Source organism: Streptomyces sp. NBC_01214 (genome assembly GCF_026340975.1).
In the GTDB taxonomy this organism is placed as follows: Bacteria; Actinomycetota; Actinomycetes; order Streptomycetales; family Streptomycetaceae; genus Streptomyces.
The window spans coordinates 2,146,683-2,170,287 of the sequence record NZ_JAPEOS010000002.1 but is presented as its reverse complement, the minus strand read 5'-3'; the positions used below and the strand labels follow the sequence as shown (position 1 = coordinate 2,170,287).

General features: G+C 71.6%; 23 protein-coding genes. 6 read left to right on the top strand and 17 right to left on the bottom strand.

Annotated elements, in window-relative coordinates; translation table 11 throughout:
* Positions 1-3 precede the first annotated feature (3 nt).
* Complete coding sequence (gene ggt / locus OG594_RS34555) at positions 4-1,803, bottom strand: gamma-glutamyltransferase (RefSeq protein ID WP_266606317.1); 1,800 nt, start codon at positions 1,801-1,803, stop codon at positions 4-6.
* A 101-nt stretch (positions 1,804-1,904) separates the two neighbouring features.
* Here ggt and OG594_RS34550 point away from each other — a divergent pair, with 101 nt between their 5' ends.
* Positions 1,905-2,630 carry a hypothetical protein gene (locus OG594_RS34550; protein WP_266606316.1) on the top strand — a complete coding sequence of 242 codons (726 nt, stop codon included), beginning with the start codon at positions 1,905-1,907 and terminating at the stop codon, positions 2,628-2,630.
* Here the strand turns inward: OG594_RS34550 and OG594_RS34545 are convergent.
* The 6 genes from OG594_RS34545 to OG594_RS34520 form a co-directional block, all read right to left on the bottom strand.
* A complete protein-coding gene (locus OG594_RS34545) occupies positions 2,590-3,849 on the bottom strand; it encodes a cytochrome P450 (protein WP_266606315.1) in 1,260 nt (419 codons plus the stop codon). The two genes, OG594_RS34550 and OG594_RS34545, sit on opposite strands and share 41 nt — an antisense overlap.
* A gap of 69 nt (positions 3,850-3,918) precedes the next feature.
* On the bottom strand, positions 3,919-4,458 hold the full coding sequence (locus OG594_RS34540) for a hypothetical protein (protein ID WP_266606314.1): 540 nt from the start codon (positions 4,456-4,458) through the stop codon (positions 3,919-3,921).
* Positions 4,455-5,900 carry a HAMP domain-containing sensor histidine kinase gene (locus tag OG594_RS34535; protein WP_266606313.1) on the bottom strand — a complete coding sequence of 482 codons (1,446 nt, stop codon included), beginning with the start codon at positions 5,898-5,900 and terminating at the stop codon, positions 4,455-4,457. The genes OG594_RS34540 and OG594_RS34535 overlap by 4 nt, the downstream gene beginning before the upstream one ends.
* Before the next feature lie 6 nt (positions 5,901-5,906).
* On the bottom strand, positions 5,907-6,590 hold the full coding sequence (locus OG594_RS34530; RefSeq protein WP_266606312.1) for a response regulator transcription factor: 684 nt from the start codon (positions 6,588-6,590) through the stop codon (positions 5,907-5,909).
* A gap of 30 nt (positions 6,591-6,620) precedes the next feature.
* Entirely contained in the window at positions 6,621-8,231 is a 1,611-nt protein-coding gene (murJ, locus tag OG594_RS34525; protein ID WP_266606691.1) for a murein biosynthesis integral membrane protein MurJ, read from the bottom strand.
* A 95-nt stretch (positions 8,232-8,326) separates the two neighbouring features.
* Positions 8,327-9,436, bottom strand: coding sequence for a peptidoglycan bridge formation glycyltransferase FemA/FemB family protein (locus tag OG594_RS34520; protein WP_266606690.1), 1,110 nt, complete (start codon positions 9,434-9,436; stop codon positions 8,327-8,329).
* A 283-nt stretch (positions 9,437-9,719) separates the two neighbouring features.
* On the opposite strand from OG594_RS34520, the gene OG594_RS34515 reads away from it, so the two are divergent.
* Together OG594_RS34515 and OG594_RS34510 are read left to right on the top strand one after the other, a co-directional pair.
* Positions 9,720-10,913 (top strand): Ig-like domain-containing protein, encoded by a 1,194-nt coding sequence (locus OG594_RS34515; protein WP_323185378.1) that lies wholly within the window; start codon positions 9,720-9,722, stop codon positions 10,911-10,913.
* A 151-nt stretch (positions 10,914-11,064) separates the two neighbouring features.
* Complete coding sequence (locus tag OG594_RS34510; RefSeq protein WP_266606311.1) at positions 11,065-12,648, top strand: CocE/NonD family hydrolase; 1,584 nt, start codon at positions 11,065-11,067, stop codon at positions 12,646-12,648.
* Positions 12,649-12,651: 3 nt separating this feature from the next.
* On the opposite strand, the gene OG594_RS34505 is transcribed toward OG594_RS34510, so the two are convergent.
* The 9 genes from OG594_RS34505 to OG594_RS34465 form a co-directional block, all read right to left on the bottom strand.
* Positions 12,652-13,395 carry an amino acid ABC transporter ATP-binding protein gene (locus tag OG594_RS34505; RefSeq protein ID WP_266606310.1) on the bottom strand — a complete coding sequence of 248 codons (744 nt, stop codon included), beginning with the start codon at positions 13,393-13,395 and terminating at the stop codon, positions 12,652-12,654.
* A 124-nt stretch (positions 13,396-13,519) separates the two neighbouring features.
* Positions 13,520-13,960, bottom strand: a complete 441-nt coding sequence (locus OG594_RS34500) for a DUF6278 family protein (protein ID WP_266606309.1) — start codon at positions 13,958-13,960, stop codon at positions 13,520-13,522.
* A gap of 81 nt (positions 13,961-14,041) precedes the next feature.
* Positions 14,042-14,827: an exodeoxyribonuclease III gene (locus tag OG594_RS34495; protein ID WP_266606308.1), complete on the bottom strand. Its 786-nt coding sequence runs from the start codon at positions 14,825-14,827 to the stop codon at positions 14,042-14,044.
* A 30-nt stretch (positions 14,828-14,857) separates the two neighbouring features.
* Positions 14,858-15,490 (bottom strand): MBL fold metallo-hydrolase, encoded by a 633-nt coding sequence (locus tag OG594_RS34490; RefSeq protein ID WP_266606307.1) that lies wholly within the window; start codon positions 15,488-15,490, stop codon positions 14,858-14,860.
* Between the two features lie 29 nt (positions 15,491-15,519).
* The gene (locus OG594_RS34485; RefSeq protein ID WP_266606306.1) at positions 15,520-16,110 is read right to left on the bottom strand and encodes a hypothetical protein; all 591 of its coding nucleotides are present in this window, start codon (positions 16,108-16,110) and stop codon (positions 15,520-15,522) included.
* The gene (locus OG594_RS34480; protein ID WP_266606305.1) at positions 16,107-17,279 is read right to left on the bottom strand and encodes an ROK family glucokinase; all 1,173 of its coding nucleotides are present in this window, start codon (positions 17,277-17,279) and stop codon (positions 16,107-16,109) included. Before OG594_RS34480 ends, OG594_RS34485 begins: the two co-directional genes overlap by 4 nt.
* A complete protein-coding gene (locus tag OG594_RS34475) occupies positions 17,276-18,256 on the bottom strand; it encodes an ATP-binding cassette domain-containing protein (protein ID WP_266606304.1) in 981 nt (326 codons plus the stop codon). Before OG594_RS34475 ends, OG594_RS34480 begins: the two co-directional genes overlap by 4 nt.
* Entirely contained in the window at positions 18,223-19,266 is a 1,044-nt protein-coding gene (locus tag OG594_RS34470; protein ID WP_266606303.1) for an ABC transporter permease, read from the bottom strand. The genes OG594_RS34475 and OG594_RS34470 overlap by 34 nt, the downstream gene beginning before the upstream one ends.
* A complete protein-coding gene (locus tag OG594_RS34465; protein ID WP_266606302.1) occupies positions 19,263-20,243 on the bottom strand; it encodes a substrate-binding domain-containing protein in 981 nt (326 codons plus the stop codon). The genes OG594_RS34470 and OG594_RS34465 overlap by 4 nt, the downstream gene beginning before the upstream one ends.
* A gap of 321 nt (positions 20,244-20,564) precedes the next feature.
* Here OG594_RS34465 and OG594_RS34460 point away from each other — a divergent pair, with 321 nt between their 5' ends.
* Complete coding sequence (locus OG594_RS34460; RefSeq protein ID WP_266606301.1) at positions 20,565-21,578, top strand: Gfo/Idh/MocA family oxidoreductase; 1,014 nt, start codon at positions 20,565-20,567, stop codon at positions 21,576-21,578.
* 63 nt (positions 21,579-21,641) lie between these two features.
* Here the strand turns inward: OG594_RS34460 and OG594_RS34455 are convergent, their stop codons facing one another.
* Positions 21,642-22,598: a DMT family transporter gene (locus tag OG594_RS34455; RefSeq protein WP_266606300.1), complete on the bottom strand. Its 957-nt coding sequence runs from the start codon at positions 22,596-22,598 to the stop codon at positions 21,642-21,644.
* 132 nt (positions 22,599-22,730) lie between these two features.
* Between OG594_RS34455 and OG594_RS34450 the strand changes: the two genes are divergently transcribed.
* Positions 22,731-23,099 (top strand): hypothetical protein, encoded by a 369-nt coding sequence (locus OG594_RS34450; RefSeq protein ID WP_266606299.1) that lies wholly within the window; start codon positions 22,731-22,733, stop codon positions 23,097-23,099.
* A 25-nt stretch (positions 23,100-23,124) separates the two neighbouring features.
* Complete coding sequence (locus OG594_RS34445) at positions 23,125-23,577, top strand: hypothetical protein (protein WP_266606298.1); 453 nt, start codon at positions 23,125-23,127, stop codon at positions 23,575-23,577.
* The last annotated feature ends 28 nt before the right edge of the window (positions 23,578-23,605 follow it).

Here is a 23,605-nt window from a genome sequence, read left to right as displayed (position 1 = left end):
GCGCTACGGCTTCCCGTGCGGGTGGACCACCATCGCCGAGCCGCCTCCCCGGCGGCTGGTCTCGGCCGCCGCCAGCCAGCGCCCGTCCGGCAGCCGCTGCACGCCGGTGGCCGCACCGATCTCCGGGTTCTGCCGGAAGCCGTGGCCGATCGCCTCCAGCTGCGCGCGCAGCGGGCTGTTCCACAGGCCCGGCTCCAGCTCGGTGGTGGTCTGGTTGCGCTGGCTGGCCCGCGGCGCGGCGATCGCGTCGACCAGCGGCAGACCCCGGTCCAGATGGCCGATCAGGGTCTGGAGCACGGTGGTGATGATGGTGGCGCCGCCCGGGGAGCCCACCGCGAGCACCGGGCGGCCGTCCTCCAGCACGATCGTCGGGGACATGGAGGAGCGCGGCCGCTTGCCGGGGCCGGGCAGGTTCGGGTCCGGGACCCCGGGCGCGGCCGGGGCGAAGGAGAAGTCGGTCAGCTCGTTGTTGAGCAGGAAGCCGCGTCCGGGAACGGTGATGGCGCTCCCGCCGGTGGACTCGATGGTCAGGGTGTACGAGACCACGTTGCCCCAGCGGTCGGCGACCGTCAGGTGCGTGGTGTTCTCCCCTTCGTACGGGGTCGGGGCGGCCTGACCGGAGCCGCCGCAGGCCACCGGGTGGCGCGGGTCACCGGGGGCCAGCGGGCTGGTCAGCGTACGGTCCGGCGCGATCAGGCAGCCGCGCGAGTCGGCGAACCGCTGCGAGAGCAGCTCGCGCGTGGGCACGTCCACCGCGGCCGGGTCGCCGACCCAGCGGCCCCGGTCGGCGAAGGAGATCCGCGAGGACTCGATGAAGCGGTGCAGGTACTGCGTCTCGGACAGCTTCGAGAGGTCGGTCCGCTCCAGGATGTTCAGCGCCTCGCCGACCGTGGTGCCGCCGGAGGAGGAGGGCGCCATGCTGTAGACGTCCAGGCCGCGGTAGTGCACCTGGGTCGGGTCCTGCCGCTTGGTCGCGTACGCGCGCAGGTCGGCGGTGGTCAGGTCGCCGGGGCGGACCTTGCGGGTGGCCGCCGGGTCCACCGGGGGTGTGCGCACGGCCCGGACGATGTCCTCGGCGAGGGGTCCGCGGTAGAGGGCGCCGGTCCCCTTGCGGCCGAGTTCGGCGTAGGTGGCGGCCAGGTCCGGGTTCTTGAAGGTGGAGCCGACCACCGGCAGGGCGCCGCCGGGCAGGAAGAGCTTCGAGGTGGCCGGGAAGTCCTTGAAACGGTCCTGGTTGAGCTCGGTCTGGGCCCGGAAGGTGCCGTCCACCGTGAAGCCTTCGCGGGCCAGTTTCTCGGCGGGTTTCAGCAGTGCGTCGAGCGGACGGGTGCCCCAGGCGTCGAGGGCGCTCTTCCAGGTGGCGGGGGTGCCGGGCACGCCGACGCCGAGGCCGCTGGTCTGGCCCTCCGCGAAGGGGATGGGGAGGCCGTTCTCCTGGAAGAGGGTCTCGGTGGCCGTGGCGGGGGCGGTCTCGCGGCCGTCGATCGTGTGCACCCGGCGCGAGCGGGCGTCGTAGTGGACGAAGTAGCCGCCTCCGCCGATGCCCGCCGAGTAGGGCTCGGTCACCCCGAGCGCGGCGGCGGTGGCGATCGCCGCGTCCACGGCGTTGCCGCCGGAGCGCAGGACGGCGATGCCCGCGGCGGAGGCGTCGGCGTCCACGCTGGCGACCGCCCCGCCGTAGCCGGCGGCGACCGGTACCTTGGCCGGTGGGGCGACCGCGGTGGGCGGGGCCGCGGCCCCGGTGGAGACGAGCGCCCCGGCGAGGGCGACGAGCGCTAACTGACGTGCGGCGCGAGCACGCATCCGGTTCCTCCGGTCAACGGCCTGTCAGGTCTGGTTCGCGCAGCGTAACTTCACCGCACCCCCCGCGTCAGGAAGGCGGCCCGGCCGCTACCATCCGCCGCATGAACGACGACGTGCGCAACATCGTGCTCGGGGTGATAGCCACCGCCCTCAGCGGCGGCTTCGGCTGGTTCGCCCGGACCTATCTGTGGCGCCGCACGCTGCGCCGCAAACAGGCGTTCTTCGGACTGCCGGCCGGCGCCGAGTGCCTGTTCGTGGTCAACCGGCAGATGGGCGGCAAGGAATCGTCGGTGCACCGCAACGACGCGTTCGCGCTGCTGGAGATCTCCGCGCTGATCAAGGACTGCGGGGCGAACGTCCAGATCGTCACGCACGACGAGGCGCGCCAGGGCTTCGGTGACCGCGCCGAGTTCTGCGTCGGCGGCCCGACGTCCAACACCCGTACGGTGGCGCACCTGGCCTCGATGCTGCCCGGGGTACGGGTGAACGTCGACACCCAGGAGCACGAGGACCGGGGCGCGATCCAGGTGGGCGGCGAGAGCTACCGGTGGGCCAAGGGGCAGGTGGAGTACGTACTGCTGGCCAGGCTGACGGGCGCACAGGGCGGCCGACCCGTCTTCCTGCTCTCCGGGCAGACCGCGGTCAGCAACCAAGCCGCCGCCCGCTATCTCGCCCGTCACCACGAGCGGCTGGCCCGCACGTACGGGAAGGATCCCTTCTGCCTGGTGCTGAAGGTGGTCAACTCCGACGCTTACGGCCCCGATGTGACCGAGCTCGCGGCCGATGTCACCCGGGCCGCCCTGACACCCGAACCGGTAGCCGTGTGATCCCGTTGATGAAGTTGGAGACCAGCCGGCGCGGCGGTCCCGCCAGTTCCGGCACGGGCATGGCCGCGCACCACTCCTCGTAGAGGATCCGCAGCTGGAGCCGGGCGAAGTGGGCGCCGAGGCAGACGTGCGGGCCGTCCCCGAAGGAGACGTGCGGGTTGGGCGTCCGCGCCAGGTCGAGGCGGCCGGGGTCGGTGAAGACGCGCTCGTCGTGGTTGGCGGAGGCGTGGAAGACCACCACCTTGTCGCCGGCGCGGAGGGACCGCCCGGCCAGTTCGGTGTCGACGGCGGCCGTGCGGCGGAAGCTGAGCACCGGCGGGTGGACGCGCAGGAGTTCGTCGACGGCCCGGTCGAACGGGACGGATCCCTGCGCGAGCCGGCGGTAGGCGTCCGGGGCCCCGGCCAGTGCGAGCAGGCCGCCGGGGGCGGCGCTGCGTACGGTGTCGTTGCCCGCGACGGTGAGCAGGAAGAAGAACATCTCCAGTTCGGCCGGGTCGAGCCCGGCCCCGGCCAGTGCGGTCAGCACGTCGTCGCCGGGGTGGGTGCGCTTGTGGTCGGCCAGTTCGCGGGCGTACGCGAACATCTCGCCGAGCAGGGCCGGGGAGCGCGGGTTGAGCGGGGTGCCGTCCGGGCCGATCAGCGGCGCCGGGGCGTCGTCGGGGTCCTGGTACCCGATGATCCGTACGGTCCACTCCAGCAGCAGGGCCCGGTCGGCGGCCGGGATGCCCAGCAGGTCGGTGAGGTTCAGCAGCGCGTACTCGTCGGTGACGGCGCGTACGAGGTCGACGGCGCCGTCCTCGGCGTCCTGGCGGGCTGCGGCGAGCAGGGCGCGGGCGCGCTCCCGTACCCGTCCGGCGAAGGCGTCGACGCGGGCGGGGGTGAAGGCGCGGGACACCAGCCGCCGCAGCCGGCCGTGTTTGGGCGGGTCCTGGTTGAGCATGGTGCGGCGCAGGAAGGGCAGGTCGGCCGGGTCGGGGTCGCGGATCTGGGTGGCGCCCAGCCAGGAGGAGTACGTGCGGTGGTCGCGCAGGACCCGTACGACGTCGGCGTGCCGGGTGACGGCCCAGAAGCCGGGGCCGGCGGGCCAGCCCTGGATCTCCGGCTCCGCCTGCCGGGCCACGGGGTGCCGCTCGCGCAGCAGCCGGTAGCGCTCGTGCGGGATGCCTGCGGCGTAGATCCGGGGGTCGAAGACGTCGGGGACGTCTGCGGCGTGGTCCATGGGGCCACCGTGACGGGTGCGCGGCCCTGACCGCAAGGTCGCGGTCAGGGCCAGTGGACGCTGCGCCCGTCAGCGCTTCAGATCACATTCGGCCGGGGCGAGGGTGGTGTCGGTGCCCTTCAGGGTGACGGGGCTGAGGGTGTCCTTCTTGGCGGAGATGCCGATGGTGCACACGAGCTGCATGCGGGCCAGTGCCGACAGGTTGCCGACGGCGAACGGCACCCAGACCGTCATCCCCTCGTCCGAGTGCGGGCTTACCGCGAGCTGCTCCGTCTGACCGGCGGGCAGCCGGGGCAGTCCCGTGGTGAGCCCGGCCTCGCCGGCCCGGCCGCGTGGGCCGTCCATCAGCAGGCGCAGCAGCACCACGGGATTGAGGTCGGAGTCCAGCGCCAGGCTGAACGGGGCCGGGACGAGCCGGTCGCCCTCCTTGGAGAGGAAGTAGAGGTAGGTGTTGTTCTTGCCGTCGGCGACCTTGATGGTGGCGGCGTGGCCGCTGTCGATCACCCCGGTGCGTTTGATCCCGCATCCGGTGAGCAGTAGCGCACAGCTCACCAGCGCCGCCGTGGCCGCGGCCGCCCGGGACCTCGTCCTCGCCTTGCGCCCCGTCATCCGCGGGCCTCCAGCGGCATGTCGAGGGTGAAGACCGCTCCCCCGGAGGGCCCGTTGGCCGCGCGCAGGGTTCCGCCGTGCAGGCGGACGTTCTCCAGGGTGATGGCGAGGCCGAGACCGCTGCCGGCGGAACGGGTCCTGGCCGCGTCGGCCTTGAAGAAGCGGTCGAAGATGTGCGGCAGCACCTCGGGAGCGATGCCGGGCCCGCTGTCCGCGACGTCGATCAGCAGCCGTTCGCCTTCCTCGCCCGGTGCGGTCCGTACGGTGATGCGTACGGGGGCGCTGCCGTGCCGCAGGGCGTTGCCGACGAGGTTGGCGAGGACGACGTCGAAGCGGCGCGGGTCGAGCCGGGCGCGCACCCGGTCCGGCAGCTCGGCGACGATGCGGTCGTCGACCCAGTGGCGGCGTTCCAGGGTCTTGCGGACGGCTTCGGCGATGTCCACGTCGTCGAGGTTGAGCTCGGCCGCCCGGGCGTCGAAGCGGGAGATCTCCATCAGGTCCTCGACGAGGACGGCGAGCTTGCCCGTCTCGGTGCTGACCAGGCGCAGGGCCTTGGCGGTGTCGGCGTCGAGGCGTTCGGCGTCCTCGTCGAGGACCTCGGTGACGGCGAGCATCCCTGCGAGGGGGGTGCGCAGTTCGTGGGACACGTCGGAGGCGAAGCGGCGGGCACGGACCTCCGCGTCCTGGAGCTCGCGCACGGACTGTTCCAGGGCGCGTGCGGTCTCGTTGAAGGTGCGGGCGAGTCCGGCGAGCTCGTCGGCGCCCCGGACCTCGATCCGGGTGTCGAGGCGGCCGCGGCCGAGGTGCTGGGCGGCCCGGCGCATGTCGCGGACCGGCCGCAGCACGCTGCGGGCGGCCAGCAGCGCGGGCACGATGGCGATGGCCAGGCCCGGGACGGCGCCCTGCTTGGCGGCGTCGACCATGGCCTCCACGGTCTGCTTCTCGGTGGAGAGCGGGACGCTGGCGTAGAAGACGGCTCCGGTGGATTCGGTGAAGCCGTTGTGCTCGAAGAGGGCGGGGACGCCGATGGTGAGCCACGGGTTGCCGCGCGCGTCCTCGACCCGCTGGAAGGCGGTGTAGTCGTGGCGGCGGACCTTCTCCCGCAGGTTGTCGGTGATCACGCTGGAGGTCGGCGTGCCGGGGTTGGTGGAGACCCGCACGCTGCCGTACTCGCCGAAGATGATCCACGGGTGCGGTTTGCCGCGCTTGCCGAGTTCGATGACGATGCGCTGGAGCTCCTGCTGGTCCAGCGGAAGTCGGAACTCCTGCTGCTCGACCTGGTCCCGCAGGGTGCTGACCGCGGTGTCCTGGGTCTGCTTGAGGATCGCGTTGCGCGCCTGCTGGTAGGTGAGGGCGGCGGTGGTCACCGCGCTGATCGCGGCGACCAGCAGGAAGGCCGCGATCAGTCGGGTGCGCAGGCCCAGCGGCGCGATGCGTCTCACGGTCGCCTACAGGGGACCGAAGCGGTAGCCGAAGCCGCGCACGGTCTGTATGTAGCGGGGGCTCGCGTCGGGGTCCTCGACCTTGGTGCGCAGCCGGCGCACGCAGGCGTCCACGAGCCGGGCGTCGGCGTGGTAGCTGTGGTCCCAGACGTATTCGAGGAGTTGCTGGCGGGAGAAGACCTGCTCGGGCGAGGCCGACAGGTGCAGCAGGAGCTTGATCTCGCTGGGGGCGAGGGGCACGCGCTCGCCGTTCTTGGCGACGCTCAGCCCGGCGCGGTCGATGGTCAGCTCACCGTGGCGCTCGACCCCGGAGCGCGTGCCCACGGGGTCGCTGAGCCGGCGCAGGACGGCCTTGATGCGGGCCTCGATCACCTCGGTGCGGGCGGGTTTGACGATGTAGTCGTCGGCGCCGGCCTCCAGGCCGACGACGACGTCGAAGTCGTCACCGCGGGCGGTGAGCATGATGATCGGCACCTGGCTGGTCTCGCGGATGCGGCGGCAGACCTGGACGCCGTTGATCCCCGGCAGCATCAGGTCGAGCAGGACGAGCTCGGGGCGGAAGCCGCCCATCAGCGCCAACCCTTCCTCGCCGGTCTCGGCGGAACGCACGTCGTGGCCCCGGCGGCGCAGGCCGAGGCCGACCCCCTCGCGGATGGAAGGGTCGTCCTCGATCAGCAGTACGCGTGGCATCCGGTCAGTATCCCAAAGGCGTTGCGGGGCTTACACCCCCGAGCGGCCGATCCTGCGCCACAGGGAGTTCAGCATGTCGGTGATCTCCGTCAGGCGCAGCGGCCCGGCGAGGATGACGACGACGAGGGCCAGGGCGACGGTTCCCGACCCGAGCGCGGCGAGGTTGCCGAACCCCTCGGCGGCGCGGGCGGCCGCGTACCCGACGGCGGCCGCCGGTGCGCAGGCGACGAGCAGCCGCAGGTGGGTCCGTACGGCGGTCGCGCGCCGCTCCGTACGGGTGCCCGCGCGCGGGCCGAGTCGGCGGGCGAGGGTGTGGGCGGTGACGGCGGCGCCCGCGAGGAAGGCGACGGAGGAGGCCGCGGCCATGCCGGTGACGGCCCAGCGCGGGGACAGCAGGAAGTAGGCGGCGACGGACAGTCCGGCGGTGAGCGCGGCGATGACCAGGTTGAGGAAGAAGGGGGTCCGGGTGTCGGACAGGGCGTAGAAGCCGCGCGAGAGGACGTACTGCGCGGAGTAGGCGATCAGGCCGGGCGCGAAGGCGATGAGGATGCCCGCCATGACTTCGATGTCGGCGGCGCCGGTGCGGCCGTACTCGAAGACGCTGCCCATCACCCAGGGGGCGAGGGCGGCGAAGAGCGCGGCGGCGGGCACGACGAGGGCGGCGCTGGAGCGCAGGGCGTAGGAGATGTCGCGGCGCACGGCGCCGAGGTCGCCCTCGGTGGCGGCCTCGCTCATCCGTGGCATCAGGGCGGTCACGAGGGAGACGGTGATGATGCCCTGGGGGACGATCCACAGCTGGTAGGCGTTGCTGTAGGCGGTGTAGCCGGCACCGCCCGCGAGTCCGGCGTCCACGGCGTGCTGTCCGGTGGTGGTGGAGAGCCGGGTGACGACCCAGTAGGCGATCTGGTTGGTGAGGACGAGCATGACCAGCCAGCCCGCGTTGCGCAGCGGGCGACCGAGGCCGCTGCCGCGCCAGTCGAAGCGCGGGCGCCAGCGGAAGCGGGCGGAGCGCAGCGAGGGGACGAGGGCGAGGGCCTGGACGACGATGCCGAGGGTGGTGCCGAGGCCCAGGAGCCGGGTCTCGGCGGCGGTGAGGCCGTCCGCCGCATCGTGGGAGACGTAGAGGAAGAGCCCGAAGACGCCGATGACGACGAGGTTGTTGAGGACCGGGGTCCACATCATCGCGCCGAACCGGCCGCGGGCGTTCAGCGCCTGACCGAGCAGGGTGAAGAGTCCGTAGAAGAGGATCTGCGGCAGGCAGTAGCGGGCCAGGGCCACGGTGGTGCTCGCCTGGGCGCCGTCGTAGTCGGTGTACACCGAGACGAACAGCGGGGCGGCGAGGACCGCGACGGTGGTGAGCGCCACGAGGGCGACGGTGCAGGCGGTGAGCAGCCGGTCGGTGTAGGCGGTTCCGCCGTCCGCGTGCTCCTTGGCGGCCCGGACCAGCTCGGGTACGAAGACGGCGTTGAGCGCGCCTCCGATGAGCAGGATGTAGATGATGTTCGGGACCGTGTTGGCGACGGCGTAGCCGTCGCCGAGGAGTCCGGTGCCCAGCGCCGCGACGACGACGGCGGAGCGGATGAAGCCGGTGGCGCGGGAGACGATCGAACCGGCGGCCATGAGCGCGCCGCTGCGCAGCACCGAGGTCTTCCCGGACGGCGCGTCTGCGGCTCCGGGGGCGACGGCCCCTCGGGTGTCGGTGCCGGTGTGGGTGCCGCTCTCGGTGTCGGTGGCCGTCACCGGCGGGCCAGGTAGGCCTGGAACGCCTTGTAGAGCGCCGCGTTGGCGACTCCGTCCATCGGTATCTCCCACTCTCCGAGCGTCTCGACGACCTGTCCGCCGGTGCCGAGCTTCCAGCGCAGCAGTCCGAAAGAGCGTTCGTCGGGGTCGAGGGTGGAGGGTACCCCGCGCATGTCGTATTCCTCCGCCCCGAGGGCGTGCGCGTCACACATCATGCGCCACTGTAGGGCGTTGCTGGGCCGTACCTCGCGGCGGTGGTCGGCGGAGGCGCCCGTCTGGTACCAGACCCGGTTCCCGGCGGTGATCATCGTGTGGGCGGCGAGGATCTCCCCCCGGTGGACGCCCAGGTAGAGCCGCATGCGGCCGGGCTGTTCCTCGTTCAGGACCCGGTACTGCTGCTCGTAGTACGCGAGGGAGCGGCCGAGGCGGAAGCCGTCGCGCTCCTCGGTGATGCGCAGCAGCCGGTAGAACTCGGGGAGGTCGGCGTAGGTGCCGATGACCGTCTCCACGCCGGCCTTCGTGGCCTTGCGCACGTTGCGCCGCCATTCCTGGTTGAGACCCGACCACACCTCGTCGAGGGTGCGGCCGGCCAGCGGCACGCGGAAGACGTGGCGGGGCTGGGCGTCGCCGTCGTCCTCGCCGCCGCACCGCTTCCAGCCGCGGGTGCGCAGCCGGTCGGCGAGGGCGGCGCCCACCGGGTCGACTTCGGTGGCGAGCACGTCGGAGATCTGCCGTCCGGGCCCGGTCGCGGCCTTGGCGGTGGCCGCGTCCCAGCGGCGGTAGACGGGGGTGGGACCGATGCGGACGGCGAAGGCGCCGGAGGCGCGCAGGTGGCGCAGGAGCGGGTTCAGCCAGCGGTCGAGGTGCGGATCGGACCAGTCGACGACGGGCCCTTCCGGGAGATAGGCGAAGTATTTTCGCGTCCCGGGGAATTGCCGGTAGAGAACGAGTCCGGCTCCCTGAATCTCTCCGTCCGGATAGTGCCATCCGACCCTTTCCGAGCGCCAGAGGTCCTTTACCCGCGCCCAGGAGGGGTACTGGAGAAAGCTCGCACCTCCGTTCCAGTGGAGGAAGGTCTGGTATTCGGTGACGGACAGGGCGCGCACCCGGAGCTGCCCGTCCTGGTCATGGTCCTGCTGGGCGGGGTTCACGAGCAGTGCACACACGGCCGACAGCCTTCCTGTTCGTCCTGACGGTCTCTCACAGGACTCTCACAGCCGACCGTGACCGAACTGCGCGGCGTTTGTGACCGGATGATGACCGTTTCGCTGCGGTCGACGTCACAAGCGAGAGCGCGAGCTTTTCTGCCGAATGCGGAACCTAAAGTCGCCTCGTTGGCATCTCCTTTTGCGAAACGTTCATCGCCACCACCACTCGAAGGGCCCTTCGTTGAGCCGTATACGCCGCACCGCCATGGCGGGCACCGCACTTCTGGCCGCCTCGCTCACCGCCTGTTCGGGCGGGAGCGACGGTGGCGGCGACGACAAGGGCAAGACCGAGCTGAAGCCGAAGACGGCCATGGCGGTCTCGGTGAACCTCACCGGCGACCAGGTCAAGGCGGGCCAGCCGGTGACGGTGACCGTCGCCGAGGGCAAGTTGGCCCAGGTGAAGGTGACCGACGCCAAGGGCGCGGAGCTGCCGGGGAAGATCTCCGACGACGGGAAGACCTGGACCTCGGAGCGCAATGCCCCGCCCGGTGCGGAGTACAAGGTCGAGGCGCAGAACACCGACAGCCAGAGCGCCACCACGCAGTTCAAGACCGGCCCCGCCGACAAGGTGAACAAGGTCTCGATCAACATCTCCAAGGGCGGCACCGTGGGCGTGGCGATGCCGGTGTCCCTCGTCTTCGACAACCCGGTGACGAACAAGGCCGACGTGGAGAAGCAGCTCAAGGTCACCACCTCGGACAACACCGAGGGTTCCTGGGGCTGGATGAAGGACCACGACGGCAAGGACCGCGTCGACTGGCGGCCCAAGGACTACTGGAAGTCCGGCACGGACGTGAAGGTCGACATGCACCTGAACGGCGTGGACTCCGGCAAGGGCGGCGGGCTGTTCGCCCGCGACTACAACACCGAGTTCAAGATCGGCAAGGACCGCCGGATCCAGGTCAGCCTCGACACCAAGAAGATGTCGGTCACCCAGGACGGTCAGGCGCTCAGGACGATCCCGATCTCGGCCGGCACTCCCGGCGGCAAGAAGGCCTCCTGGTCCGGGAAGATGGTGATCATGACCAAGGAGGGCACCATCCGGATGGACTCCCAGACGGTGGGCCTGGACAACGCCTACGACAAGATGGTCGATTACTCGATGCGGCTGACCTGGTCGGGCATGTACGCGCACGCCGCCCCGTGGAACGAGGGCAACTTCGGCCGCACCAACAGCAGCTCCGGCTGCGTGGGCATGAGCGACGCCGACGCCAAGGAGTTCTTCGGGCAGTCCCAGGTCGGCGACCTCTTCGAGGTGGTCGGCGAGGGCTCGAAGGGCCAGGCGCCGATCGGCAACGGCTACGGCGAGTGGAACCTCTCCTGGGACGAGTGGAAGGCCAAGAGCGCCCTGTCCGGCGCCCCGCAGAACGGCTGACGGCCGGACCGTAGCTGACCCTCCGCAGCCGGTCCGCCACCACTGACCAATCGTTACCGGCACGTAACTTACCCATGGGTTACTTTCGGTAACACGCTCCCGTTACCGTCGGGTCACTTTGACAACCCGGCGCACGCGCGAGGAGCGAGAGATGCGACGCACCACCACCGCCGCGGCCGTAGCGACCCTGCTGGCCGTAGCCGCCCTGGGCCTGGGGCCCCACCAGGCCCAGGCGGCTCCCACCACCGCGGCGGCCGGCGCCGACGCATCCTCGCAGATCCGCTTCCACGACATCCCCGGCTCCGGCGGAATCACCCTCAAGGGCAACGTCTTCACCCCGGCCGGGGCCTCGAGCGGCCGGACCTACCCGCTGATCGTGTTCCCCACCAGCTGGGGCCTGCCGCAGGTCGAATACATCGCCCAGGCCAAGAAGCTCGCCGACTCCGGTTACGTCGTGGTCAGTTACACCTCCCGCGGCTTCTGGCTCTCCGGCGGCAGCATCGAGGTGGCCGGCCCGCCGGACATCGCCGACGTCAGCGCCGTCATCGACTGGGCCCTCGCCAACTCCCCCGCCGACGCGGACCGCATCGGCCTCGGCGGGGTCTCGTACGCCGCCGGCATCACCCTGCTGGCCTCCGCGCACGACCCGCGCATCAAGGCCGTGGTCGCGATGAGCGGCTGGGCCGACCTCATCGACTCCATCTACTCCGGCCGCACCCAGCACCTCCAGGCCGCCGGCATGCTCGGCGCCGCCGGATACCTCACCGGCCGACCCGGACCCGAACTCACGACGCTCCTCGGCAACTTCCTCGGCTCCCGGCTGGACCAGGAGCAGCAGATGATCGAGTGGGGCAAGAAGCGTTCGGCCTCCGAGCAGGTGGACCGGATCAACGCCAACGGCGCCGCGATCATGCTCGGCAACGCCTGGGGCGACACCATCTTCCCGCCCAACCAGTACGCGAAGTTCTACGAGCGGCTGACCGGCCCCAAACGCCTGGAGTTCCGGCCCGGGGACCACGCCACCGCCGAGGGCACCGGCCTGCTGGGGTTGCCCAACGACACCTGGACCAACGCGCACCGCTGGTTCGACCGCTACCTCAAGGGCGAGCGCAACGGCATCGACACCGAAGCCCCGGTACAGATCAAGTCCCGTAGCGACGACGGGTACGAGGGCTACGCCGACTGGAAGTCGGTCGGCTCCGGGGGCACCGAGAAGCTGGCGCTCTCCGACAGCGAGCACCTCTTCGCCAACGTCGACTCCGGCGCCAACGGCGGCATCCTCCTCCTGTCCAGCGCCCTCGACCAGTTCGTGAAGGCGCCCCCGATCGCCTCCGTCCCGCTGCTCCCCCGGGCCTTCGCGGCCGTCTGGCAGTCGCAGCGCTACGACGGGGCGCGCCGGATCCGCGGCACCGTGAAGCTGCACACCACCGTCACCCCCACCAAGGGCGACGGCACCTTCGTGGCGTACCTCTACGACGTGGGCCCGCTCGGCATCGGCAAGCTCGTCAGCAATGCCCCGTACACCTTCCACGGAAAGGCTCCCGGCCGGGCCTTCGGCGTGGACCTGGAGCTGTTCTCCACCGCCTACGACGTTCCGGCCGGCCACCGGCTGGCCCTCGTCATCGACACCGTCGACCCGCTCTACATCGAGCACAACCCCATCGGCGCGCAGCTGACCTTCTCCTCGCCGCGCACCGATCCCAGCTACGTGTCGGTGCCGCTGCGCGAGCAGTGACCGTCAGTGCTTGAGGATCTTGGAGAGGAAGTCCTTGGCCCGGTCGCTCTCGGGGGCGGTGAAGAACTGCTCCGGGGTGCGGTCCTCGACGATCTGCCCGTCGGCCATGAAGACCACGCGGTTCGCGGCGGAGCGCGCGAAGCCCATCTCGTGGGTGACCACGACCATGGTCATGCCCTCGCGGGCGAGCTGCCGCATGACCTCCAGCACCTCGTTGATCATCTCCGGGTCGAGCGCGGAGGTGGGTTCGTCGAAGAGCAGGGCCTTGGGGTCCATGGCGAGGGCGCGGGCGATCGCCACGCGCTGCTGCTGACCGCCGGAGAGCTGGGCCGGGAACTTCGCGGCCTGGTCGGCGAGGCCCACCCGCTCCAGGAGCTCCCGGGAGCGCCGGTCCGCCTCGCCCCGCTTGCGGCCGCGGACCTTGACCTGCGCGAGCGAGACGTTGGCGAGGACGGTCTTGTGCTCGAACAGGTTGAAGGACTGGAAGACCATCCCCACCTCGGCGCGCAGCCGGGCCAGCTCCTTGCCCTCGGCGGGCAGCGCCTCCCCGTCGATCCGGATCGTGCCCGACTCGACGGTCTCCAGCCGGTTGATCGCGCGGCACAGGGTGGACTTGCCGGAGCCGGAGGGGCCGATGACCACCACCACCTCCCCGCGGCCGACGGTGAGGTTGACGTCCCGCAGCACGTGCAACGCTCCGAAGTGCTTGTTGACGTCCCGCAGCTCGATCAACGGTTCGACGGCCATCTGCTGCCCTGCCCACGTGTCGGAGTCGGTCCCGGTGCCCGCCCCGGTGTGCCGGGGCCAGCGCAAACTATCCGGCTACGGAAGGGCACTTCGCACGGGAGGGGGGCCGCGACACGCCGGGGCGTCAGCCCTCGGAGGCCTCGGCGTACGCCTGGCTGAGCTCGGGGGATCCGGTCATCGCCCAGGACAGGCCCGACTCGATCACGTTCAGCTCCCGGCCCGAGGCCAACCGGATCACCGGCTGGCCGTTGGGCCACACCCGCCACTCGGCCCCCGGAACGGTCCGGATGATCACGGTCCCGAGGTAGAAGCCGGCGTCGTTGCCGAGCCAGGGCACCGCCTCGGGGTCCCGCCGCCAGCGCGGCATCAGCTGGTCCAGGGACTCCAACGAGCCCTGGCTCTCGTCGAGTTCGAGCCCGGCAGCCCTCGCCTGGACGCGCAGCATCTCGCACTCCGAGAACAACTCGGCGACACCCTCGGGGTCGTCCGCGAGGGCGGCGGCGATTCCCGTGCCCTGTTCCGTTTCGGTTCGGTTCAGCCAGTTGCCCAGGAAAGGGATGTTCATACCGCCCAGCGTCGCACCAGGATCCGCCGCTGACCACAGGGCGCGCCTGGATCCGTCGGCCCGGATGGCACCGGCCATCGGCTACCGGGTGAGGTCCAGGTCCACGACGACGGGAGCGTGGTCGGACGCGCCCTTGCCCTTGCGCTCCTCGCGGTCGACGTAGGAGTCGGTGACGGCCTTGGTGAAGGGCTCGTTCCCGTAGACCAGGTCGATGCGCATGCCCTTGTTCTTGGGGAAGGCGAGCATCCGGTAGTCCCAGAAGGTGTACGGACGGTCGTACTTCAGCGCGCGGGGGAACACGTCCGAGAGCCCTGCGGCGCGCAGCGCCTCCAGGGCGGCCCGCTCGGCGGGGGTGACATGGGTGAGGCCCTCGAAGACGGCCGGGTCGTAGACGTCCTCGTCGGTCGGGGCCACGTTGAAGTCGCCGAGCACCGCGAACGGCCGCGGACCTGCCGCGTCGGCAGCTACGGCCGCAGTCAGGGCGCGGAACCAGTCCAGCTTGTAGCCGTAGTGGTCGTGCTCGACCTCGCGCCCGTTGGGCACGTACACCGACCAGACCCGGACCCCGCCGCAGGTGGCGGAGATCGCGCGGGGCTCCTGGAGGCCCTCGTAGTCGGGCCCGCCGGGCAGCCCGAGGACCACGTCCTCCAGGCCGACCTTGGAGAGCAGGGCCACGCCGTTCCAGCGGCCGGTGGCGTTGACCGCCGACTCGTAGCCCAGCTCGCGCAGCGCGTCGTGCGGGAACTGCTCCGCCGAGCACTTGGTCTCCTGGATGCACAGGACGTCCGTGCCGGAGCTCTCCAGCCAGGCCAGCAGCCGCGGCAGCCGGGCGGTGATGGAGTTGACGTTGTAGGTGGCGATACGCATACGTGCCAACCTACCGCCCGGCACCGACAGTCACAGTTCGGCGGAGTCCCCCGCGGTGAGTCGCCCGTGGTCGGTGCCCCCGAGGGCGCCCAGGGCGCCGTCGTAGATCGGCCGGGCGAGGTCGGAGAGGTAGGCGTCGTGGATGTCGAGGGCCCGGCGGGGCTTGACCTCGCGCAGGTAGTCGATCACCTCGGAGACCTTGTTCCAGGGGGCGTGCACCGGGACCATCAGCGTGTCCACGGGGACCCCGGGAACGGTCAGCGCGTCCCCGGGGTGGAAGAGGGAACCCTCCACGAGGAAGCCGACGTTCGTGACGCGCGGGATGTCCGGGTGGATCACCGCGTGCAGCTCCCCGTGCACCTGGACCTCGAACCCGGCCGCGGTGAAGGCGTCGCCGTGGCCGACGGTGTGCACCCGGCCCGGATAGGCCGGGGCGAGCTTCTCGGCGACGCTGCGCAGGGTCCACAGCCGGACCGCCGGATCGGCGTCGAGGGCGGCCCGCAGCCGGCCCTCCTCGAAGTGGTCGGGGTGTTCGTGCGTGACCAGCAGGGCGTCCGCCCCCAGTCCCGCGTCCGGTTCGCTGAAGGCGCCCGGGTCGATGACGAGCGTGCGCCCGTCCTTCTCCAACTGGACGCAGGAATGCAGCCGCTTGGTGAGCTTCATGATCCCAGGCTAGCGGGCACCGGGGCGGGTCACGGGGTGGTGGAGGAGACGACGTACACCTTGGAGACCTTGGGATCGGTGAGGTCGACGGTGACGTCCCGGGTGGGCCGCGGGTCGTCCTGTTCGAGGGTGGTGCCCAGCCACGAGGTCTCCGGCTTCCAGTGCCAGCCGGCGATCGAGGTGTCGTGCGCGGAGACCGAGACCCCGGGGGTCAGGTCCTCCCGGGCGATGCCGAGGGAGGACAGGAAGCCGTCCAGTTCCGGCGGGGTGACCGCGAACTGGACGTACAGCCGGCTGGTGCGCCAGTTGTTGGTCTCCAGGAACCCGACGCGCCAGGCCTTGTCCGGGACGGGGACCTCGTAGATGCTGCGCTGCACCTTGGAGGGCCAGCCGGGGCGCACCTTGGACGCGCCGACCTTGGCGGCCTTGTCGCGGCCGCTCTCGCGGCTCTGCTGGGTGGAGATCGCCAGGTAGCCCGCGGGCACGCCGACCAGCAGCAGGATGATGATCGCGGTGATCCAGCGGCGCTTGACGACGTGCCTGCGGTCCTCGACGGTGGGCGTCGGGGTGCCTTCGGCGTCGGGGGCGGAGGCCTGGTGGGGCAGGGTGGGCGGGGTCACTGTTTTTCCTGGTCCTCGGGGACTGCGGGCTCGCGCCGGCCCAGCTGCTGGGCGTAGCGCTCGTACCGCTCGTAGCGCTCGACCCGGCGGCGGGTGGCGCGGCGGAAGCGGCGGGCGACGAGCCGGGCGAGGTCGGCGGCGCCGACCATACCCGCCTCGGGCCCGAGCTGGGCCTTGGCGATGCGGGCCTCGGGGCGGTAGCCGCGGCCGGTGAGGTGGCGGCGGAAGGCGTCCCGGGCGGGGCCGATCAGCAGGTCGTCGGCGGCGCTGACCCCACCGCCGATGACGAAGCAGGACGGGTCGAGGGCGGCGGCGAGGTTGGCGATGCCGACGCCCAGCCACTGGCCGATGTCCTGGAGCAGTTCGACGCACATGGCGTCGCCCTCGCGGGCCAGCTCGGTGATCAGCGGTCCGGTGATCTCGTGGACGTTGCCGCCGACCCGGGCGATGATGTTGTGCGCGACCGGCGAGTCGGCGGCGGCCAGCTCGCGGGCCTCGCGGACCAGGGCGTTCCCGGAGCTGTACTGCTCCCAGCAGCCGCGGTTGCCGCAGGGGCAGCGGTGGCCGCCGGGGACGACCTGCATGTGGCCGAATTCGCCCGCGACCCCGTACCGGCCGCGCTTGACCTGGCCGCCTTCGAGGATGGCCCCGCCGATCCCGGTGCCGAGCGTGATCATGACGAGGTGGTCCTCGCCGCGTCCGGCGCCGAAGCGCCATTCCGCCCAGGCGGCGGTGTTGGCGTCGTTGTCGACCATGACCGGGACCGCGAGCCGGGACTGGAGCGCGTCGCGCAGGGGCTCGTCGCGCCAGGCCAGGTGGGGTGCGAACAGCACGCGGGAGCGGTCGGCATCGACCCAGCCGGCCGCCCCGATGCCGACCGCGTGCACGTCGTGCCGGTCGGAGAGGTCCAGCACCAGTTCGACGATGGTGTCCTCGACGACCTTGGGGCTCTTGGACTTGTCCGGGGTCTCCGTGCGGATCTTCTCCAGGATGATCCCGTCGGCGTCGACGACGCCGGCCATCACCTTGGTGCCGCCGATGTCGATGCCGACCGTGGGGACGCGCGGGGCCGTCAGGTGCGACCGGCGCTCGCGGGTCCCGATGGTCCGCAGGACGGTGCCTCGCGCCGACCCCCGGTGGGTGAGCGTGAAGTCCCGGTACGTGCTCATCGAGTCGTGTCGTCCCTCTTGGGTGCGGTGGTTCGTGGGGTCCGCTCGGCCTCGTCGGCCGGACCGCTCCGACCGGCTGAGCCGTCCGTCGCGGCCGTGGCGCGTGGGGCGCCTTCCCCCGATTCTGCCACTCGCTCCAGTTCGTGGCTCAGTTCCTCCAGCTCGGAGCCGCCCGCCATCTGCCGGGTGAGCTCGTCGAGCGTGATCGACTCCCGGGTGTGGCTGCCCGCCATGGTGCCGCGCTTGAGGAGGACGAAACGGTCCCCGACCAGGTACGCGTGGTGCGGGTTGTGGGTGATCAGGACCACGCCGAGGCCCGCGTCCCGGGCGGCGGCGACGTACTTGAGGACCACTCCGGACTGCTTGACGCCGAGGGCCGCGGTGGGCTCGTCGAGCACGAGGACCTTCGCTCCGAAGTACACGGCGCGGGCGATGGCCACGCACTGGCGCTCACCGCCGGACAGGGTGCCGATGGGCTGGTCCACGTCGCGCAGGTCGATGCCCATGCGCAGCAGCTCGGTACGGGTGGTCTCGCGCATGAGCTCCACGTCGAGGCGGCGCAAGGGGCCGCGGCCCTTGGTGGGCTCGGAGCCGAGGAAGAAGTTCCGCCAGACGGGCATGAGCGGGACGACGGCGAGGTCCTGGTAGACGGTGGCGATGCCGTGGTCGAGGGCCGCCCGGGGGTTGGCGAGCACGGTCTCCTCCCCCTCGATCTCGAAGGTGCCGGCGTCGTGCCGGTGCAGCCCCGCGATGATCTTGATCAGGGTGGACTTGCCGGCGCCGTTGTCGCCGAGGACACAGGTGATCTCGCCCGCCGCGACCTCCAGGGAGACCCCTTGGAGGGCGCGGATGTTCCCGTAGTACTTGCTGACGTCGGTCAGCCTCACCAGGGCGGTGGCCCCTCCGGGCGCGGTCGCGGGCTGCTCGGTCTTGTCGGTCGTACTCACTTGGTCGCCTCCGCCCGCTTGCGGACCCATGCGTTGAGCAGCGTGGCCAGCAGGAGCATCGCGCCGAGGAAGAACTTGAACCAGTCCGGATTCCACTGGGCGTACACGATGCCGTTGCTGGTCATGCCGAAGATGAAGGCGCCGACCGCCGAGCCGATGGCGGAGCCGTAGCCGCCGGTCATCAGACAGCCGCCAATGACGGCCGCGATGATGTAGAGGAACTCGTTGCCCACGCCCTCGCCCGACTGGACCACGTCGAACGAGAAGAGGATGTGCTGCCCGGAGATCCAGGCGCACAGGGCGACGCCCATGTAGAGGCCGATACGGGTCTTCACGACGGGCACGCCGGTGGCGCGGGCCGCGTCGGCCCCGCCGCCCACGGCGAAGATCCAGTTGCCGGCGCGGGTGCGCAGCAGGATCCAGGTGGCGACGGCGACGATGGCGAACCACCACAGGATGGTGACCTTGAGGGTGACCGAGCCGATGGTCCACTGCGAGGCGAAGAGGGCGCGGGCGGAGGAGAAGCCCTCCATGTCGGCGATGGTCTTGGTGGAGACCGTGCCGGTGATCAGCTTGGTGAAGCCGAGGTTCAGGCCGGTCAGCATCAGGAAGGTGCCGAGCGTGATGATGAAGCTGGGCAGCTTCGTGCGGGTCAGCATGAACCCGTTGAAGAAGCCGATGGCCAGGGTGACCAGCAGGGACACGCCGACGCCGACCCAGACGTTGGCGGTCATCTGGTAGCTGAACATCGAGCTGACCAGCGCCGAAGTCGTGACCATGACGCCCGCGGAGAGGTCGAACTCGCCGCCGATCATCAGCAGGGCCACCGGGGCGGCCATGATCCCGATGGTGGAGGCCGAGTACAGGATCGTGCTGAGGCTGGAGGCCTGTAGGAAGGTCGGGGCGGCGATGGAGAAGAAGACGAAGACGGCGACGGCGCCGACCACCGAGCCCAGCTCGGGGCGGGCGAGCAGCTTGCGCAGGGTGGAGGTGGGGGCGAGCCGTTCGTCGCGCCCCTGGGCGGGTGCGGCCGCGCTCATCGGCTGCCCCGCTTGATGTACTCCTCCAGCTTGCCCGCCTCGTCGGCGGTCACGATCTGCGGTCCGGTGAGCACGGGGCGGCCGCCGCCGAGGACGTTCGCGTTGTAGCGGTAGAGCCAGAGCAGGTCGATGGCCTCGTAGCCCTGCAAGTAGGGCTGCTGGTCGACGGCGAAGCCGAGGGCTCCGGACTTCAGGTCGCGGGCGACCGATTCATTGAGGTCGAAGGTGTCCACCTCGGCCTTGCTGCCGGCCGCCTCCTTCGCCTTGACCGCGGTGGGCGCGAAGGGTGCGCCGAGGGTGAGGATGGCGTCGACGGAGGGGTCGGCCTGGAGCTGGGCCTGGATCGCCGCCTGGACGGAGGGCATGTTGGTGCCCTCGACGTACAGGTTCTCCATCGTCCCGGAGAAGGTCTTCTTCGCACCGGCGCAGCGCTGCTCGTGGCCGACGTTGCCCTGCTCGTGCAGGACGCAGACGGCCTTCTTGCGGCCGCGCTTGTTCAGCTCGGTACCGACGGCCTCGCCCGCGATCTCCTCGTCCTGGCCGATGTGGGTCAGCGCCCCGTACGCGGCGGACTGGGCGGAGCCGGAGTTGACCGTGATCACCGGGATGCCGGCCTTGACGGCCTTGGCGAGGACGTCCTTGAGGGCCTCGGGCTTGGCCAGGCTGACGACGATCCCGTCGACCTTCTGGTCGATGGCGTTCTGTACGAACTGCGCCTGCTGCTGAGCCTGGTCGTCGTGGGCGTAGACGAAGTTGATGTTGTCCTTCGCCGCGGCCTCCTTGGCGCCCTTCTGCACGATGTCCCAGAAGGTGTCGCCGTCGCCCGCGTGCGTGATCATCGCGAAGGTCCAGCGCGGGGTGGAGACGGCCGGCCGACCCGCCGCGGCGGCCTTCGCGCGCTCCTCGGCGCGCTTGCCGCCCGTACTGCTACAGCCCGCGAGCGAGGCCCCCAGTACCACCGCGAGCACGGCGCCCACGACGCGTACCCCTGTCCGAACCCTAGCCACGTCGCCGCGCCCTTCCCTCGTCACCAATTCGGTCCGTCGTCGAGCCGGCCGCCGGTCCGGCCGCCGGTCCGATCACCGGTCCGGCCGCCGGTCCGATCACCGGTCCGATCACCGGTCCGATCACCGAGCCGGGCATCAAGCCGGTCATCAATCCGGTCATTCCGGCTCCATTCCGGTCCAGCCGTTCAGTATCCGCCACAGTCGACCATGAAGGGTCATCGGGGCACGCACGGGCAGGTTGACATGCGCGGGCGGATTGACAGGTTCCGCCGACGGGGTCAGGTTGAGTGCATGCGCATCGGGCTCATCGGAACGGGCCGGATCGGGTCCTTCCACGCCGCGGCACTGGTCCGCCATCCGGAAGCCGGCTCGCTCCTGCTGGCGGACGCCGACCCCGCGCGGGCGGCGCGCCTCGCCGACCGGCTCGGGGCCACCGCCGCGCCCTCCGTGGAGCAGGTCTTCACCTGGGGCGTGGACGCGGTGGTGGTGGCTTCGGCCACCGAGGCGCACGCGGACCTCGTCGTACGGGCGGTCCGGGGCGGGCTGCCGGTGTTCTGCGAGAAGCCGCTGGCCCCGGACCTGAACCGGACCCTCGCCGCGCTGCGGGAGGTCTCGGCCTCGGGCGGACTGCTCCAAGTGGGCTTCATGCGCCGCTTCGACGCGGGCTACGGCACGGCGCGCGGGCTGGTCCGTTCGGGCGCCCTGGGGCGGCTGCACACCGTCCGGACGACGACGGCCGATCCGGCGCCACCGGCGGCCGCGTACCTGGCGACCTCCGGCGGGCTGTACCGGGACTGCCTGGTGCACGACTTCGACATGGTCCGCTGGGTGACCGGGCGCGAGGTGGTCGAGGTGTACGCGGCCGGGTCGGACGCCGGTCCGGCACTGTTCCGGGAGACGGGCGACATCGACACGGCGGCCGCCGTGCTGACGCTGGACGACGGGACCCTGGTCACGGCCACCGGGACCCGGTGCAACGGCGCCGGGTACGACGTGCGGATGGAGCTGGCCGGGGAGCTGGACCAGGTCTCCGTCGGGCTGGACGACAGGACCCCGATCGCCTCGACCGAACCGCACGGCCCGCCCCCGGCGAGCAAGCCGTGGACGGGCTTCCTGGAACGTTTCGCCCCGGCCTACGAGGCCGAGCTCGCGGCCTTCGTCCAGCTGGTGCGGGGCGAGGGTGCCAACCCGTGCGACGGCCGGGAAGCGCTGGCGGCGTTCCGGATCGCGGAGGCCTGCACGCTCTCGCGCCGTGAGCGGCGCCCGGTACGGCTGGAGGAACTCCCGGACCTGCCGGCTCTGTAAGGGGGGCACGGACCCACAGTACGGCCGGTGATCACCATCGGCTGCGGCGGTTTTCGGACACGCTCAGGGGCTGGTCGGGGTGGTCGGGGTGGACGGGGCGGCCGGGGCAGAGGTCACGGCGCGCCGCCCCCAGGCGGTGCCGACGAGGACCAGGAGGGCTCCCGCGTAGCCGAGGAGCCCCGGCTCCTCCCCGCCGATGGCGATGCCGGCGACGGCGGCCCACAGGGGTTCGGTGCCCAGCAGCAGGCTGACCCGGGAGGGCGAGGTGCGGCGCACGGCCCACATCTGCACGAAGAAGGCGAAGAGGGTGCAGAAGACGGAGAGGAAGGCGAGCCCGGCCCACTCGGCGGCCCCGAAGTCCGCGGCGGCGGCCCAGGGGCTGTCACCGGTCCCGGGCACGGCGGCCAGCAGCGCGAAGACGAGCACGGCGGCGCCGAGCTGCACGGTGGTCAGGGACAGCGAGTCGGCGTCCTGGACGGCCTCGATGCGGGCCATGAGCAGGACGTGCAGGGTCCGGGCGAGGGCGGCGCCGAGGATGAGCAGGTCCCCGAGGCTGGGGGCGGTGAAGCCGGCGCCCTGGGTGAGGAGCACGACCCCGGCGACGGAGACGGCGGCGGCCCCGAGGAAGCCGGCGGAGGGCGCCTGCCGCCTCACCGCGGCTTCGGCGAGGGGAGTGAAGATCATCGTCAGGCTGATGATCAGCCCTGCGTTGGTGGCGGAGGTGTGGACGACCCCGTAGGTCTCCAGGAGGAAGATCCCGCCGAGTACGAGGCCCAGCAGCCCGGCGCCGCGCAGCTGGACGGAGCTCAGGGCGCGCAGCCGCGCCCACCCGGCGACGACGAGCACGGGCAGCACGAGCGCGAACCGGAGCACGAGCACGGCGACGACGGTGTGGGTGGTGGTGACGCCCTTGGCCGCGAGGTAGCTCCCGCCCCAGACGACGGCGACGGCCAGCACGGGCAGATCGGCGAACCGGGCCCGGCGCGGGGCGGCTTCGAGGGCGGGCGAGATCACGGTCAACGGAGGTCTCCACGGCTCATCGGGGGTGGAGACGTCGGCGGCTCGCACGGGTGCGGGCACACCGTACCGGAGCCGATCATGCCGGGCGACCCGTTTCCGGGCCTGCGACCCCGGGCCCGTAGCATCGGTGGCATGGCTGATCTCTACGCCCTGGACCTGGCGTTCGACCTGCTCGACACCACGCCCGACGACGTGCTCGCGGAGGTGCGGCGCCACCTGACGGGCGAGGGACTGCTCTCGACCCGGGGCCCGGCGTGGCGCGTCGGCGGCATGCTCGTCGGCGAGTTCGGCCCGACCGACCGCGGCGGCTGGGCACTGACCGTCCGCCAGGAGGTCCACGAGGAACAGCTCCCGGACCTGGAGGACCTCCTGCTGCTCCTGGCCCCCCACGTCCGCCCGCCGGGCCCGGTCGGCCGCCTGCGCCACTACGAACACGAGTCCCCGGACCTGCTGGTCCTGCGCGAGGGCCGGGTGGTCCAGCTGGCCCTGGACCCGCGGTAGGGGGTGCCGCTGTAGCCTGCCCGGCATGGCTGAGACCTGGGACGAGCAGCGGCTGATCGCGGGCGGATTCCGGCGCGCGTACGCCGAATTCGAGTGGCACGACGGACCGCGCGCGGGCCTCGCCGACGTCGACGGCAGGCCGCACTACTTCCAGGGCCATGACGACGACCACGCCGACGAGTCCGACGATTACCTCGTATGGCCGGCGAGCGAGGCCGCGGTGGTGCTGGAGCGCGAGCAGTGGGCGATCTTCGTCAGGTGGAACCGGCGCAGCGAAGCCGGGGAGGCCGGTCCGGAGAGTCATCCGGCCCTTGGTCGCGTCGACGCCCGCTACGACGAGCTGACCCAGCTGCTCGCCCCGCACCGGCAGCCGGCGGAGGGCGCGCGGCGGCTGGTCGGCGAGCTGGCGTTCGACGCCGGCGACCGCTACCGGGCCGACGGGCCCGACTACTGGTTCCGGTGGCATCCGGGCAGATGACGACCCGCCCGGTGCGCGGCGCAGCTCG